This is a genomic window from Mesorhizobium sp. P2_E10, assembly GCF_056404235.1.
Genome location: NZ_JBFUEK010000004.1, coordinates 221,890 through 237,284, shown reverse-complemented (window position 1 = coordinate 237,284; position 15,395 = coordinate 221,890). Strand labels below are relative to the sequence as shown.

At 63.7% G+C, this 15,395-nt stretch carries 16 protein-coding genes; 11 read left to right on the top strand and 5 right to left on the bottom strand.

Annotated features, from left to right (window positions below):
- Positions 1–23 precede the first annotated feature (23 nt).
- Both gntR and AC1D0N_RS13105 read right to left on the bottom strand, forming a co-directional pair.
- Positions 24–1,052 carry an HTH-type transcriptional regulator GntR gene (gntR, locus tag AC1D0N_RS13110; protein ID WP_477244438.1) on the bottom strand — a complete coding sequence of 343 codons (1,029 nt, stop codon included), beginning with the start codon at positions 1,050–1,052 and terminating at the stop codon, positions 24–26.
- Between the two features lie 171 nt (positions 1,053–1,223).
- Entirely contained in the window at positions 1,224–2,396 is a 1,173-nt protein-coding gene (locus tag AC1D0N_RS13105; RefSeq protein WP_477245014.1) for an MFS transporter, read from the bottom strand.
- 263 nt (positions 2,397–2,659) lie between these two features.
- Between AC1D0N_RS13105 and iolE the strand changes: the two genes are divergently transcribed.
- From iolE to AC1D0N_RS13075, 6 genes are all read left to right on the top strand, one after another.
- A complete protein-coding gene (gene iolE / locus AC1D0N_RS13100) occupies positions 2,660–3,571 on the top strand; it encodes a myo-inosose-2 dehydratase (RefSeq protein ID WP_477244437.1) in 912 nt (303 codons plus the stop codon).
- Between the two features lie 207 nt (positions 3,572–3,778).
- Positions 3,779–3,985 carry a LacI family DNA-binding transcriptional regulator gene (locus tag AC1D0N_RS13095; RefSeq protein WP_477244435.1) on the top strand — a complete coding sequence of 69 codons (207 nt, stop codon included), beginning with the start codon at positions 3,779–3,781 and terminating at the stop codon, positions 3,983–3,985.
- A gap of 4 nt (positions 3,986–3,989) precedes the next feature.
- Positions 3,990–5,456, top strand: coding sequence for a rhizopine catabolism transcriptional regulator MocR (gene mocR, locus AC1D0N_RS13090; RefSeq protein ID WP_477244433.1), 1,467 nt, complete (start codon positions 3,990–3,992; stop codon positions 5,454–5,456).
- 154 nt (positions 5,457–5,610) lie between these two features.
- Positions 5,611–5,841: a YgaP family membrane protein gene (locus AC1D0N_RS13085; protein WP_477244431.1), complete on the top strand. Its 231-nt coding sequence runs from the start codon at positions 5,611–5,613 to the stop codon at positions 5,839–5,841.
- 9 nt (positions 5,842–5,850) lie between these two features.
- Positions 5,851–6,387 carry an RNA polymerase sigma factor gene (locus AC1D0N_RS13080; protein ID WP_477244429.1) on the top strand — a complete coding sequence of 179 codons (537 nt, stop codon included), beginning with the start codon at positions 5,851–5,853 and terminating at the stop codon, positions 6,385–6,387.
- A gap of 33 nt (positions 6,388–6,420) precedes the next feature.
- Positions 6,421–6,717, top strand: a complete 297-nt coding sequence (locus AC1D0N_RS13075) for a hypothetical protein (protein ID WP_477244427.1) — start codon at positions 6,421–6,423, stop codon at positions 6,715–6,717.
- Between the two features lie 13 nt (positions 6,718–6,730).
- On the opposite strand, the gene AC1D0N_RS13070 is transcribed toward AC1D0N_RS13075, so the two are convergent.
- Positions 6,731–7,978: a DegT/DnrJ/EryC1/StrS family aminotransferase gene (locus tag AC1D0N_RS13070; protein WP_477244426.1), complete on the bottom strand. Its 1,248-nt coding sequence runs from the start codon at positions 7,976–7,978 to the stop codon at positions 6,731–6,733.
- A 309-nt stretch (positions 7,979–8,287) separates the two neighbouring features.
- Here AC1D0N_RS13070 and AC1D0N_RS13065 point away from each other — a divergent pair, with 309 nt between their 5' ends.
- From AC1D0N_RS13065 to AC1D0N_RS13045, 5 genes are all read left to right on the top strand, one after another.
- Entirely contained in the window at positions 8,288–9,262 is a 975-nt protein-coding gene (locus AC1D0N_RS13065; protein WP_477244424.1) for a polysaccharide deacetylase family protein, read from the top strand.
- 62 nt (positions 9,263–9,324) lie between these two features.
- Positions 9,325–10,293, top strand: coding sequence for a rhizopine catabolism ABC transporter substrate-binding protein (locus AC1D0N_RS13060; RefSeq protein WP_477244422.1), 969 nt, complete (start codon positions 9,325–9,327; stop codon positions 10,291–10,293).
- 88 nt (positions 10,294–10,381) lie between these two features.
- On the top strand, positions 10,382–11,560 hold the full coding sequence (locus tag AC1D0N_RS13055; RefSeq protein WP_477244420.1) for an ABC transporter permease: 1,179 nt from the start codon (positions 10,382–10,384) through the stop codon (positions 11,558–11,560).
- Entirely contained in the window at positions 11,557–12,387 is an 831-nt protein-coding gene (locus AC1D0N_RS13050) for an ATP-binding cassette domain-containing protein (RefSeq protein ID WP_477244418.1), read from the top strand. The genes AC1D0N_RS13055 and AC1D0N_RS13050 overlap by 4 nt, the downstream gene beginning before the upstream one ends.
- A gap of 29 nt (positions 12,388–12,416) precedes the next feature.
- Entirely contained in the window at positions 12,417–13,523 is a 1,107-nt protein-coding gene (locus tag AC1D0N_RS13045; RefSeq protein ID WP_477244416.1) for a Gfo/Idh/MocA family protein, read from the top strand.
- Between the two features lie 7 nt (positions 13,524–13,530).
- Here the strand turns inward: AC1D0N_RS13045 and AC1D0N_RS13040 are convergent, their stop codons facing one another.
- Both AC1D0N_RS13040 and AC1D0N_RS13035 read right to left on the bottom strand, forming a co-directional pair.
- Entirely contained in the window at positions 13,531–14,307 is a 777-nt protein-coding gene (locus tag AC1D0N_RS13040) for a FadR/GntR family transcriptional regulator (protein WP_477244414.1), read from the bottom strand.
- A gap of 111 nt (positions 14,308–14,418) precedes the next feature.
- Entirely contained in the window at positions 14,419–15,315 is an 897-nt protein-coding gene (locus tag AC1D0N_RS13035) for an NAD-dependent epimerase/dehydratase family protein (RefSeq protein ID WP_477244412.1), read from the bottom strand.
- Positions 15,316–15,395: the final 80 nt, after the last annotated feature.

Sequence of the window (15,395 nt, the reverse complement as noted above, 5' to 3'; positions counted from 1 at the left end):
TTCGCACAGTGGCGACTGCGTGTTCAACGGTCGGTGCTCTCGCGGCGCTTGAGTTCGAAACCGAGATCGACGACCCGCTCTTGCGGTCTGTTGCCGGCGATTGCAGCGAGCGCCATGGCAACCGACCGCCGGCCGATTTCGTAGCGGTGGGTGCGTATGCTGGTGATCGACGGAAACGCCGACTGCATCATGTCGAGATCGTTGAAGCCGACGATGCCGATCGTCTTCGGCACGGCGATAGCGGCGCGGTGGCATTCGAACAGCACGCCGAGCGCGATATCATCATTGTTGCAGAATACCCCGTCGATGGTCGGCATCTTGGCCAGCGCATCGCGAAACAATTCGCGCCCGAGCGTCACGCTCGACGGCACCGGGGTGGTGGTAATCAGCCGCGGGTCGAACAGGCCGGCGGCTTCCATGGCCGCGCGATAGCCGGCCAGGCGTCGCTGCGAACGCGGGTCCATGCGCGCGCCGATGAAGCCTATCCGCCGGTAACCCGCCTCGATCAGGTGCTCTGTGGCCACCCGCCCGCCGTCGAGATGCGAGAAGCCGACCAGCATGTCGACGGGATCGGGTCCGGTCTCCATCACCTGCACCACCGGGCAGCCGGCGCTCTCCAGCAGCCTTCGCGACGTTGGCGTCTGGTCGATGCCGGCCACGATCAACGCGGCCGGGCGCTGCGAGCCGAACAACTGCAGCAGCCGTTCTTCCTCGAGGCCGGAATAATGGGTGTTGCCGAGCTGGATGCGGAACGGGCCGTCCGACAGGCTGTCGTAGATGCCGCGCACCACTTCGGCAAAGACGTTGTTGGTGAGCGACGGCACCAGCACACCAAACACGTCGGCGCGTGCCGAGGCCAGCGCCCGCGCATTCGGGTCGGGGACATAGCCGAGTTCGTCGACGGCGGCCTGGATCAGCTTGCGCAGATCCTCGGAGACCCGCTCCGGCTCACGCAAGGCGCGCGACACGGTGATGGCGCCGACGCCGGCCTTGCGCGCTACATCGGCAATGGTTGGGCGGCCGCCGCCGCGGCGCGAGCGCGGCTTGATCACCGCCTCGATCCCGGCGCCGCGCCTTTGCCGGCGCCCGATCGAAAATTCATGTTCGTTGCCACTGTCGCCATGCCGAACCGGCCTGTTGCCGCACCCACTCGTCGTCTGGCGTCGCGCAGCGTTGCGCCATTGTCAAGCGAACGCACGGCAGCCCCGTCCGCCAGCCCGGCTTCAGGCCATCGCCAAAGCGCTGCGCCGCGCCTTCCACAGCACCAGCACCATCGCCGCGATGTTCAACAGATTCCAGGCGATGCCGTTGAGAAAGGCCGCCGCATAGGAGCCGGTCAGGTCGTAGATCCAGCCCGACATCCAGCCGCCGATCGCCATGCCGAGGATGGTCGCCATCATGACGGTGCCGATGCGCTGGCCAGCTTCCCTGGCCGGCAGGTATTCGCGCACGATGATGGCATAGCAAGGCACGATGCCGCCTTGCGACAGGCCGAACACCAGTGACACGACATAGAGCGAGGCAAGCCCGTCGAACGGGATGTAAAACAGCAGCGACAGGCATTGCAGCACGGAACCGATAAGCAATGTTTTCACGCCGCCGATGCGGTCGGCGACAAAACCGGAGGCGAGCCGGCTGACAACGCCCGCCGCCATCATGATCGACAGCATGTCGGCACCATGCGCGATGCCGTAGCCAAGATCCATGCAATAGGCGACGATGTGCACCTGCGGCATCGACATCGCCACGCAGCAGCCGAGACCGGCGACGACCAGCAGCATTTGCAGTGCCGCCGGCGAGATGGAAATCGGCTGCACAGCCCGGCTTCCAGGCGAACCGGCCGCTGCCGCGTCCGGAGCACGGCGCCGTAGCAAAAGCACCAGCGGTATCATCGTGACCAGACAGAAGACGCCGATGGCGGCATAGGTGAAGCGCCAGCCTTCCGTCTTGATCAGCGTCGGCATGATGGTTGGCCACAGTGCTCCGGCGAGGTAATTGCCAGCCGCTGCCGCCGTGACAGCGACGCCGCGTCGACGATTGAACCAATGCGAAATGTCGGCGATCAGCGGTCCAAAGATCACCGATGAGCCGAGACCGATCAGCACCCCCTGGGCAAGGGTGAATTGCAGGATCGACGTCGACGCCGCCGCGAGCAGCAGTCCGGCGGCGAGTGCGACCGAGGAGATCAGCGCCGGGATCCAATAGCCCATGCGATCGATCGCACGGCCGACCAGTACGTTGCCGGCGGCAAAGCCCACCATGGTTGCGGTGTAGGGCATCGATGCCGCGGCGCGGTCAACGCCGAACTCGGCCTGCACGGCCGGCAGCACCACGACCACGGCCCACATGCCGACCGCGCCGATCGTCGCCAGCAGCATCGAGATGGCGAGACGCATCCAGGCATAGGAACTGTCGATGCCGGGGGTGCTCGCCTGGTTGGCGACGATTGGGGTCAAGGCGTTTCCTGTCCGCGGTTCTGGAAGTCGACCAGCACCACTATCGGCGCATTCGCGGCGACGGGCAGCGCCACAAGGGCCTCTTCCGTGGCTCCAGCGATTGGTTCTACCAAACTCGCCTCAACTGGACCTAGTGACAGGTCCTCTTTCCCGCCAGTTTGCAGCCTCGGCATTGTGTTCCCCCAAGCCTGCAAAGTGGCGGCATGACGGTCAAGATCGGCATCAATCCCATCACCTGGAGCAATGACGATGTTCCCGAACTCGGCGGCGACACGCCCTTGGAAACGTGCCTGTCGGAAACCGCGCAGGCCGGCTATCGCGGCACCGAACTTGGCGGAAAATTCCCCCGGCAAAGCGCCACGCTTGGGCCGATCCTGTCCTCCTATGGGCTGGAACTCGTCTCCGGCTGGTATGACGGCCGTATCCTCGACCGGACCGTCGACGAGGAATTCGCCGCCGTCACCCCGCATCTGACGCTGCTGCGCGACCTTGGCGCCAAGGTCGTCGTCTATGCCGACACCTCGCGCGGCCGTCATGACGGCATCTTCGCGCCGATCTCCGAGCGTCCGCACCTCGCCGATGGCGAATGGCAGGCCTATGGCGAAAAGCTCACCAGGCTTGCCGACCGCATGGCCGCGTTCGGCGTCGGCATGGCCTTCCACCACCACATGGGCACCATCGTCGAAACCGACGACGAGATCGGCAGGCTGATGGCGGCGACAGGTGAAAGCGTCGGCCTGTTGTTCGACACCGGCCACTGCCTGTTTTCGGGAGGCGACCCCGCCTCGCTGCTGAAACGGCATCTCGACCGCATCGTGCATTTCCATTGCAAAGACGTCCGCCTGCCGGTGCTGGAACAGGCGCGGCGCGAGGACGTGAGCTTCATGGTCGCGGTGATGAAAGGGATTTTTACGGTGCCCGGCGACGGCGCGGTCGATTTCCTGTCGTTGCTGAAGCCGCTTGCCCAGCGCGGCTACGAAGGCTGGATCGTCGTCGAGGCCGAGCAGGACCCGGCCAAGGCGCATCCGCTGACCTATGCCAGCAAGGGTTATGCCTCGCTGCTCGACACCGCCCGCAAGGCCGGCTTCGAGGTGGTGACACGAGAGATGGCCTGACCAGCGCCGGGGGGCGGATGGTCGGCCAATTGGGCGCGCGCCTCGATGGGGCAGCGACGCGAAGCGCCCGGCGATCCGCGCCGCCTTGCTCCCGTGGCGGCGCGGATCGCAGAATTCTTGGGCGCCGGTTTTTTGGGGCCTGGACTTTCAAGCTTGAGGCTGGCCGCAAGCCGTGCCTTGATGCGCAGGTCGCGACGGAGAAGCGATATGGCTTTCGAGGCTGCACTTGGCATGGAACGGCTTTGCACCATCCGCGAGATCGCCAAGAAGGCGGAACTCGGCGCCGCCACCGTGCACCGCGCGCTGAAGAACAGCCGCGAGGTTCGCCCCGAAACACGGCGGCGGGTGCTCGATACGGTCTGCCGGCTCAACGAGGAAAAGATCGCCCGCGCCGCACGATTTGTCGGAAGCTAGCCCCTTGGCCGACCACATGCGCCTCTCCCTCGACATCATGTCGGTCGACCGCGCGTCGGAAGAACCGATGCACCGGCAGATCTACGGCGCCTTGCGGCGCTTCATCCTCGATGGCCAGATCCAGCAGAACACGTTACTGCCGTCGACACGCTCGCTGGCGGAGGATCTGAAGGTCGGGCGCAACACGGTCATCGCCGCCTACGACCAGCTGCTCGCCGAAGGTTTCATCGAGGCGCGCGCCGGATCGGGCACTTGGGTGGCGCCGATCCAGCAGAAGCGGCCGCTGGCGTCGTTGCGCACCGGGCTGGGAACGCCGCAAAAACTGTCGCGGCGCGGCCAGACCATCGTCAACGGCCCGCAACCGCCGCGCAATGAAGGCGTCATCAATTTCCATCCCGGCGTGCCGGAGACGGCGTCCTTTCCCTTCACCATCTGGTCGAGCCTTTTGGTGCGCAATGCGCGCAGCCGCGACGAAAGCCTGCTCGGCTATCTCTCCTTTGCCGGCCATCCCGGCCTGCGCCAGGCCATCGCCTCGACCATCAGCCTGTCGCGCGGCATCAACTGCACCGCCGACCAGGTCATCGTCGTCACCGGCGCGCAAGCAGCACTCGATCTCGCCTCGCGCGTCCTGATGGACGAAGGCGACACCGTCTGGATGGAGGAGCCCGGCTATCTCGGCGCTAAGAGCGCCTTCCTCGCCAGCGGCGCCAGGCTGGCGCCACTGAAGGTCGACCGGCGCGGCTGGCACCTGGCCGATCCGGAACTGCCGCCGCCGCGGCTGATCTATGTGACGCCGTCCTGCCAGTGGCCGTTCGGCACCATCATGCGCATCGAGGAGCGGCTGCAGCTGCTCGACATCGCCGAGCGTCATGGCGCCTGGATCGTCGAGGACGATTATGACGGCGAATACCGGTTCCGCGGCCGGCCGGTGCCGGCGCTGCGCGGGCTCGATCACGCCGACCGCGTCGTCTATATCGGCAGCTTCGGCAAGACGCTGATCCCGGCGCTGCGCATCGGCTATCTCATCGTGCCGCGCGAACTGTCGGTCCCTTTCGACAGGGCGGTCTCGATCACCGGCCAGTTCGCGCCGCTGATCCTGCAGGCGACGGTCAACGACTTCATCACGCAAGGCTATTTCGCCACGCATCTGAAGCGCATGCGCCGGCTCTATGCGCGCCGGCAGGCGAATTTCGTCAAACTCTGCCAGGAGCATCTCGCCGAGTGGCTGACCGTCACCGAAAATGATTCCGGCATGCAATTGCTGGCAAGTTTCGTCCGGCCCTACAAGGACAGCGACGTCGTCGCCGCCGCCGTCAAGGAAGGGCTCGACGTACAAGGCATCTCCATCAACTACCATTCGAGCGAGCCCGAACACGGCCTGCTGCTTGGCTATGCGGCGATGGATGAACGCCAGATTTTGCGCGCCGTGCTGGCGCTGCGCGCTGCTTTCGTGAGGCTCGACCGGAGCTAGTACCTCTGCACAGAACCCTCTGATGAACCGAGGGCGGGGTGACCTGGAAATGGCGCTGTTGAAATACTTTTAGAACGACGCGAACCGAAACTGCATTCCCAGCCCTCTTACCTTTCGAGCGTGCCATTGCGCTTGCAACTTTGGGGGATTTACCGTGCTTTATGTCAAGAATGTACCTGGATGGGAACGCGTGGTTCGTGTCGTTGCCGGTTTGGCTATGATCGCCTGCGGCTTGCTGGGCTTAAGTGGGCTTGTGATCGGCTATGCGATTGCTGGCGTCGGCGTCAGCACACTGCTCACCGGCTTTATCGGTTTTTGTCCCATGTGTGCCATGGCGGGTCGCCGCTTGGATGCCGCGAACCGCCGCCTCGACACTGCGAAGTAGGGCACCCGCATGTACACGCCGAAGTATGACCTGGCTCTGGTTGACGACGCGCGCAATGGTGACAAGCACGCCATCTTGGCTCTGTTGGACCTCGCACAGCGAGACATCCGGCGATATGCGCGGCGCAGCTGCAGCGCTTCCGACGACGTTGACGACGTGGTGCAGGAGACATTGTGGCTACTGTACCGCCGCGTCGGAACGCTGCGCGCACTGGGCTCGATATCGGGCTGGCTGCTGGCCGTGGTACGCCGCGAATGTTTGCGCATGGCAATGCGCGCGATGGGAAAGCCGGACAATCTGGACGACGCGTTGCTGAATCCGGCCAACGTGGACCGCCTGGCACATTTGTCGCTGGACGAACTCCGGCTTGACCTTTCACGCGCGATCCAATCCCTGCCCGAACACTACCGCGAGGTGATCATACTGCGCGATATCGAAGAGATGACGATCGACGAGGTCGCCGCTTCACTGAACCTCACCCGCGAGAGCATCAAGGGTCGACTGCACCGGAGCCGGGCCCTGCTACGTGAATACCTCTTGGATTGATTGAACCACTATGAATTGGCGAGGTGAATTTCTATGAACCCCATGAACCTGTCATCTACCGCCTCGCCCAAGACAATGTTCGCCAGCAATGGTCTTGTCGAACATCTGGTCCGCGGTATTGTCGGCATCAGCGCTTTGAGTTACGCGATATCGATCTCTGTGCCACATCCATTTTATTCGCTGGCCCTGGCTGGCGTGTCGATGGTGGCTTTTCGCGGTTGCCCCATCTGCTGGACGATCGGTCTCGTCGAGACAACCTACCGTAAGTTCAAACGCCACCATGCGGCACCGCGAATGACCATCAGTAACGATACGGCCAAAGAGTCATAATCACTGTGCAGGGCTAATAGTTCACGCTGTCGAATTTCTGCAGATCGACCGGCGCCGAGTTGCGCACCTCCACCTCGTCCAGCGAGGCGTTTTCCAGCGCCACGCGCGCCGCCGCGTCGATGTTGTGGATCATATCCCTGATATCGGCATCGCCATGCGCCGGGTTCATGGCGATCATCACCGTGCGGTTGAGGATGTCGAGCGAACCCTTGCCTAGATCGTCGGCATAGGTCAGCCGCAGACCCTTGTTCTCGGGCAGCGTGTAGGGATTGAGCGCCGGGTGGTGCGCGCCCTCATGCATCAGCACCTGATCCCACTGGGTGAAATTATGCCGGCCGGTCTTGCCGGCAATGACGCTGGGAATGGTCTTGGAAAACGTCTGCGCCGCTTGCTCGTTCGGCAGCAGGTACATCACCTGCGCCGCGCAATCGTCGTCCGGGCTGTTCATCGGCGACGGCATCAGGCCGAGATTGCCCAGATGTCGGGTGCCTGCCAGCACCGTCTTCTTCTCGGCCCGCATCGCTTCGATGATGCCGTCGAGCCGGTCGAGCTGGACGTTGAGCATCGCCCCCATCAGCTCAGATGCCCGCGCGCCGATGCCGGCGAACGGCTTGATGCTGTCGCTGCGGCCCTGCCAGTAGAAATGGCAAGGATCGATGGCGCAGCGCGCGCGCTCCGCCACCTTAGGGTCGCTGGTGGCGATGCCGCCGCCCTCGCCCGAGGTCATGTTCTTGAAGTAGTTGAAGGAGTAGGCGCCGGCATGGCCGATCGAGCCGAGTTTGCGGCCTTCATAACCGCCGCCAATGCCCTGGCAGACATCTTCCAGCACCAGCAAGCCGCGTTTGGCCGCGATATCCATGATCGCGTTCATGTTGCAGGCCGCACCCCACATATGCACCGGGATGACCGCCTTGGTGCGCGGCCCGATGGCATCGCGCAAAGCTATAGGATCGATGGTCAGGCTCTCGTCGATGTCGACGATGACAGGAATGGCGCCAACCGACAGCACCGCGGTGGCCGTTGCCATATAGGTGTGTGCGGGAACCAGCACCTCGTCACCCGGGCCGATGCCGAGGCCGATCAGGCCGGCGGCGAGCCCGTAGGTACCGCTGGCCGCCAGCGCGAAATGCTCGACACCAAGATGCCGGGCATAGCGGGCCTCGAAGCGGTCGCATTCGCTGTTCTTGCCGTAGCGAAACAGCGCGCCCGAGCGGATCACCCTGGCAATGGCTTCGATTTCTTCCTCACCGGCACTGTACATGGCAGCCTCCGTCCTTTGATGGTGTGGACAGCTGTACGCTCACCGATACTGTTTGAAAGAACCACTCCGCCGCGATCTGACCAAGCCATCCGCGGCGCCTGTGGTTCCGATTGCGGGCAACCGAGAGGGTCAATCGTCGTGCCTGACCGGAAAATCGTACCCATCCGAATTCGGCAAAGTGGCCCTGTCGGAAAGGCCGCTTTGGGCGTTCCATTCCGGCCAGTTGGGCAAACGGTCGGGTTCCATGCAAGACGGGACACACTTTGGAAGACCCGAAGCGCCGTGTTGCCGGCGATCTAGGGGCCGTCCATGAGGGGAGCCGCCTCCGGCCGCAGGATCGTGCTGCACGAAGACGATGTCGGCATGTGCCACGGCGCCAACAGCGCTTTCCTCGAATTGAGCCGGTTGGGCGTATGCAGTTCGGGCGCGGTGATGGTGCCTTGCCCGTGGTTCCTCGAAATGGCCGAAAGTGCCGCCGCTGACCCCAAGCTCGACCTCGGCGTTCACCTGACGCTGAACAGTGAAAAGCAGCACTATAAATGGCGGCCGCTCACCGCGCCGTCGCGCGCGGCCGGCCTGACCGATGAATTCGGCTTCTTCTGGCCCGATGTGGCGACAACCCGCCGCAAGGCGGTGCCGCAAGCCGTCGAGACCGAGCTCCGCGCCCAGATAGACACCGCCTATCGCGCCGGCATCGATGTTACCCACCTCGACGCGCATATGGGCGCGGCGCTGTCGCCGGAATTCTGCGACATCTACATCAGGCTCGGTCTGGAATACCGGTTGCCTGTCCTGTTGACCAAAACGCTGGCCGCCTATTCGCCCAACGACAATCTGGTCGGTGTTACCGAGGAAGCCTTCCAGCGCGGCGTGGCGCAGGCGCGCGCCAGCGGCCTTGTCATCTTCGATGCCGCCATTCAGACGACATGGGGCCGCCCTCGCTCCAGGCCGGTCGAACCGGCCTACAAGGCGCTGGTCGAGGGCGTGCGCGAAGGCCTGACCTTCTTTTGCCTGCATTTCAACGCGCCGGGCGAACTCGAGCTCATCGAGCCGCGGGCGGCCTATATCCGCACCGAGGAGTATGAATTGTTTCGCGACCAGCGCTTTCGCGATTGGCTGGCCGCACAGCCGCTCGACATCATCGGCATGAAGCCGTTGCGCGAGGAACTGCGCGCCTCGCTGTCGGCAGGGCGATCGACAAAAACAGGCCGCGGCAGCGCTGCAGGCGAACAGCAATCGGCATCGGCAAAAGCCCGCAAAGTGGCCAGCCGATCCGCGACGTGAGCCGGGCACGCGACCGACAAACGTGTGAGAACAAGAACTGTAACGGTGAATGGGAGAATGACATGAATACTGTTCTGAAAATGGCACTGGGCGCCCTTGTCTCGGCGGGCGTGCTAGCAGGCGTGGCGCATGCCGCCGGCCTGAAGGACCCGAAGGATGTTCGCATCACCTTCGTCGTGCACGGCTCGGCGTCCGATCCCTACTGGTCGGTGGTCAAGCGCGGCGTCGATGACGCGGCAGCACTCACCGGCGCCAAGGTTGAATATTATGCACCGCAGGTCTTCGACGTGGTCGAGCAGGCCCGGCTTCTCGACGCCGCAATCGCCACCAATCCCGACGGCATCGCCGTCTCGATCGCCGATGCCAATGCGCTCGGCAAATCGGTCAAGGCCGGACTGGCCGCCAACATTCCGATGGTGGTGCTCGATTCCGGCGAAAAGGAAGGCGCAGAACTCGGCACGACGCTCTATGTCGGCACCGTTTCCGAATATGATTCCGGCAAGAAGGCCGGCGAGCGGCTGGCCAAGGAAGGCACGCTGAAGGTCGTCTGCATCAACCACGAAGTCGGCAATGTCAGCCTCGACCAGCGCTGCCAGGGCCTCAACGATGGCCTGAAGCCGTCCGGCGGCGGCACCGAGGTTCTGGCCGTGTCGCCCGATCCGGCCGACGTCCAGCGCCGCACCGAAGCCTATTTGTCGGCGCATCCCGACACCCAGGCCGTCTTCGCCCTCGGCGCCACGGCCGCCAACCCGCTGATCCCGCTTTTCCGGCAGAAGGAACTGTTCGGCAAGATCAAGCTCTACACGTTCGACATCAGCCCCGAAGTTCTGGATTCCGTCGTTGCCGGTGAGATGGGCTTCGGCATGGACGCCCAGCAATATCTGATGGGCTACCTGCCGGTCATCTATCTGGTCGAGCACGCCACGCATGGCTTCTGGCCGCAGAACAATTCCTACACCGGCCCGCTGTTCATCGACTCGCCCGAAAAGGCCAAGGCCATCCTCGCATTGGCCAAGGACGGCATCCGCTAGTCAGGCAAACCAAGCCAACCGGGGAAGCGCAAAATGCGACCTCCCCGGTGTCTGGTCGACATTGCGAATTGAGCGATTGGGGAGCCTAATGGCGGTTGTGGAAGACAAGGCGATACCTCCAGCTGAGTTGAAGGCGACGGACCGTTTCGGCATGACGTCGAAGCGCGCCGCCGGCGCCGACGAGCGGCTGGCCAGCGCCGGCAAGCTCACCCAGTGGCTGCGCCGGCCGGAAGCGGGTGCGGCCGGTGGACTGCTTGCCACCATCATCATCTTTGCGCTGCTGCCGGGTGCGGCGAACCTTTATTCGCTGCAGGGCTCGATGACCTTCCTGACCCTGTCGGCGGAACTCGGCATAGTCGCCACCGCCGCCGCCCTTCTCATCATCGCCGGCGAGTTCGACCTCTCGGTCGGCTCCATGGTCGGCTTTGCCGGCGTCGTCATCGGCCTGACTGTCAAATACTGGGGCCTGCCGCTGTGGGGCGGCATCGCCTGCGCCTTTGCGGTGGCCATCCTCACCGGCTATCTCAACGGCCTGATCGTGGTGAAGACCCGCCTGCCCTCCTTCATCGTCACGCTGGCGTCGCTCTACATCTTGCGCGGCCTGTCGATTGGCATCACCCGCGCCGTCACCGGCCGCACGCAGATCCCCTATATCCTGGAAGGCGCGCCGGATCCGGCAACGGCGGGCCTGTTCAACGGCCATCTCTTCACCGGCTTCTTCCACTGGATGGGCGCGCAGGGCTGGATTGCCACCCGCAGCGACGGCATCCCTTTCGTCGTCGGCATCCCGATGTCGATCGTCTGGTGGCTCGGCCTGACGGCACTTGCCGGCTATGTGCTGACCCAGACCAAATACGGCAACTGGATGTTCGCCACCGGCGGCGACCTGATCGCCGCCCGCAACGTGGGTGTGCCTGTCGACCGGGTCAAGATCGCCCTCTTCATCTACACCGCTTGCGCGGCCACGCTGCTCGCCACCATCCAGGTCATGGAAGCCGGCTCCGCCGACACCACGCGCGGCCTGCTCAAGGAGTTCGAGGCGATCATCGCCGCCGTCATCGGTGGCGTGCTGCTGACCGGCGGCTACGGCACCGTCTATGGCGTACTGTTCGGTGCGCTGATCTTCGGTCTCGTGCAGATGGGCATCTTCTACACCGGCATCGACACCGACTGGTTCAAGGTCTTCCTCGGCATCGTCATTCTGATGGCCGTGCTGGTCAACAACTACATCCGCCTGAAGGCGCTCGGGCGCGGAGGCGGCAAATGACCGAAGCGGCCCAAACCATCCAGCCAGCCATGGAACTGCGCGGCGTTTCGATGAATTTCGGCTCGGTGCGCGCCCTGCAGGACATCGACATCAAGGTCTATCCGGGCGAGGTGCACTGCCTGCTCGGCGACAATGGCGCCGGCAAGTCGACGCTGATCAAGGTGCTGTCCGGCGTCTACCGGCCGACCAAGGGCGAAATCCTCGTCGACGGCAAGCCGGTGTCTTTCCGCAGCCCGCGCGATGCGCAGGATCTGGGCGTCGCAACCGTCTTCCAGGACCTCGGCATGATCTCGCTGATGTCGATCACCCGCAATTTCTTCCTCGGCCGCGAGCCGACGAAGAGCAGCCTGCCCTTCTCGCGCATCGACAAGGAGCGCGCCAACACCATTGCCCGCCAGGCGATGGCCGATATCGGCATCGACGTGCGCGACCCGACGCAGGCCGTCGGCACGCTGTCTGGCGGCGAGCGCCAGTCGGTGGCGATTGCGCGCGCCGTGCATTTCGGCGCCCGCGTGCTGATCTTGGACGAGCCGACCTCGGCGCTTGGCGTGCATCAGGCGGCGATGGTGCTGAAATTCATCATCGAGGCGCGCATGCGTGGTCTCGCCGTCATCTTCATCAGCCACAACATTCACCACGCCTACCCGGTCGGCGACACCTTCACGCTGCTCAATCGCGGGCGCAATCGCGGCACCTACGCCAAGGCGGACATCTCGCGCGACGAGGTGATCTCGATCATGTCGGGCGGCGAGGATTTGAAGGCGGTCGAAGCGGAGATCGCCGGCCTGCTGGCCCAGATCGGCAACCGGCCCGCCGCAGCACCCTGAGCCGAGACCATTTTGCAGCGAGCAACAGCATGAGCAGGATACGAGTCGGCGTCATCGGCGCCGGCATGATTTCGCAGGTCGAGCATATCCCCAATCTGCTGCGGCTCAACGATCTGTTCGAGGTTGTCGGCGTCGCCGATCCCTCCCGGATTTCGCGCGAGTTCGTCACCGATGTCAGTGGCATCGCCAATTTCGAGACAATCGACCAGCTCTTCGACCGACGCCTCGACGCGGTCGTCATCGGCTCGCCTGACCCGCTGCATCACGAACAGGTTCTGGCGGCGCTGGCGCGCGGGCTGCACGTCTTTTGCGAAAAGCCGCTCTGCTACTCGCCGGCCGAGATCGCCGAGATCGTCGCCGCGCGCGATGCGGCCAAGAAAGTCATGCAGGTCGGCTATATGAAACGCTTCGATCCGAGCTACCGGCTGGCGCTCGCCTCATTGCCCGGCACGGCGGGGACGCTGCGTTCGGTCTCGGTCGAGGTCAACGATCCCGATGCCTGGCCGTTTATCGCCCATCACCGATATAAGCGCGGCACCGACATTCCCAAGGAGCTGATCGCTGCCGCCGCAGCCAAGCAGAAGCAGCAGGTCGAACGGGCCATTGGAGTGCCGCTGACCGATCTGGCTTTCCGTGGATTTACCGGTGCTTACAGCTCGGCCTTGATTCACGATGTGAATGCCGTCCATGGCCTGTTCGATGCGCTCGGCGTGCCGGATGGCGACATCGTCGGCGCGCAGATCTTCGCCAATGGCGATGGTGGCCAGGGCGCGGTGAAACTGCTCGGCGGCCAGGCGCTATGGACCATGACGCATCTGACGGTGCCAAAGCTTGCCGACTACAAGGAGCGCATCACGCTGTTCTTCGACGATGCCAGCCTCGAACTCGAATTCCCCTCGCCCTGGCTCAACCACCATCCGACCCGGCTGACGGTGAAGACCTCTGACGGTCACACGTTGTCGAAAAGGGATTTGCGCGCCGGCTACGGCGAGGCCTTCGTCGAGGAAATGCGCGGCTTCTGGGGCGCCATCGTCAATGGCGAGCCGGTGGTCAATCCGCCCGAACACGCCGCCCGCGACCAGGCCTTGCTGATCGGCCTGACCCGGCAGCATCTGGCAACATCACCGGCCGGCTGAGTACCAGCTACCTGGATCGGATGACACCATCCGTGTTGGCGAGCAATTTGCGTACTGCATTGCGCGCCGCATCCGGCCGCTGCAGGCGGATGGCCTTCTCGATCGCCTCATGCAGTTTCTGCGCGTGCTGCAGATCGTCAAGTTCCCGCGTCGTATAGGCGAACAGATGGTCGAATGCCGATTCGATCAGCACGCCGAGTGGCACCAGCAAATCATTGCCGGAGGCCCGCAGGATGGCGAGATGAAAGCGCGTGTCGGCGCGGGTGCGCTCCTGCAGGTTGGTGGCGTCGCCCATCTCGCGGCAGGCCTGGCTGATCTCGGCCATCTGCGCGTCGGTCCGCCGCATCGCGGCAAAGGCGGTCGCCTCCGGCTCGATGATGTGGCGGAACTCCTGCACGGTCTTCAGGAAAACCTCGCGGTCGGGCGAGGTCGCGTACCAAGCCAGCACATCGCGATCGAGCAGGTTCCAGCGCTCCTTCGGCTCGACCCAGCTGCCAATCTTGGGGCGCGATGCCAAAAGGCTTTTCGCCATCAGCATCTTGATCGCCTCGCGCACCGCCGAGCGGCTGACATTGAAGGTCTCGGACCATTTGGCTTCGTTGGGCAGGATGGTTCCCGGCGGATAGTCGCCGCGCACGATCCTGAGACCAATCTCGTTGGCCAGCGACCCGTGCACGCTTGAGCCGGGCATGCGTGTCGAGTCGGCGCGACGAACACCGGCGGGGTGCTCGGCAGGCGCCGCCTTGGTAGGCGCTTTTGTCTTATTCGGCTTCCCGTCCGGCATGCATCCACAAAGTCTGGATTCCCAAAACTGTCAAGCCGGCGAAACGGGCTGGGCCGCAAAGCCCGCTTCTATGCACAGATCAGCATTGGATTGCGGGCGATGCGCTCCCTCTCAGGCCGTCTTGACATATTTGCGCCAGCTGTGTTCGGGCCGAAAGCCGAGCAAATCGCGCGCCTTTCGGTTTGACAGCAGCGTCTCATATTCGCCGAGTTCGGCCTTGACCGGCACATCAGGATAGAACCGCTTCAACAGCTCGGCTGTCGGCAGGTCCGACGAGGTGTCGTCATTGGCCGCGTTGAACACCTGAAAGCCGAGCCTGTCCTTCTCGACCGCGCGCAGCGTGATCTGGCCCAGATCGCGCGCGTCGACATAGCTCCAGGCGATGCGCTTGCGGAAACCCGGATCGGCGAACCACTTCGGAAACAGCGAATATTCATGCGGTTCGATGACGTTGCCGATGCGCAAGGCGTAGATGTCGGTGCCGTTGCGTTGCGCAAAGGCGCGCGCCGTGTGCTCGTTGACGACCTTGGACAGCGCATAGCTGTCCATCGGATCGACGTCATACGCCTCGTCGAGCGGGAAATATTTGGGGTCGCGCGGCTCGTTGGCGAACACCACGCCATAGGTCGTCTCACTGGAAGCGATGATCACCTTGCGGATGCCGAGTTTCACCGCCGCTTCAATGACATTGTAGGTGCCCATCGCGTTGATGCGGAACACCTCGTTGTCGGTGGTGATCATGATGCGCGGGATGGCGGCGAAATGCACCACGGCGTCGACCGGCTGCGGGCGCAGCGACGGATCGAACTCGTGCAGGCCCATATAGCTCGACAGCGCATTGAACACCTGCCCGCTGTCGGTGATGTCGGTGATCAGCGTGCGCACCTTGGGATTGTCGAGCGGCTTGGTGTCGATATTGAGCACCTGGCAGCCCTGCTCGACCAGGTACTGCACGACGTGACGCCCAGCCTTGCCGCTGCCACCGGTGAACATGATCCGCTTCGTCATTTTGGGTCTCCACATCTCGAAGGATTTTTGTGTATTGTCAGACAATATTGCATTCTGCAACCGCATACGGCAAAAACAGC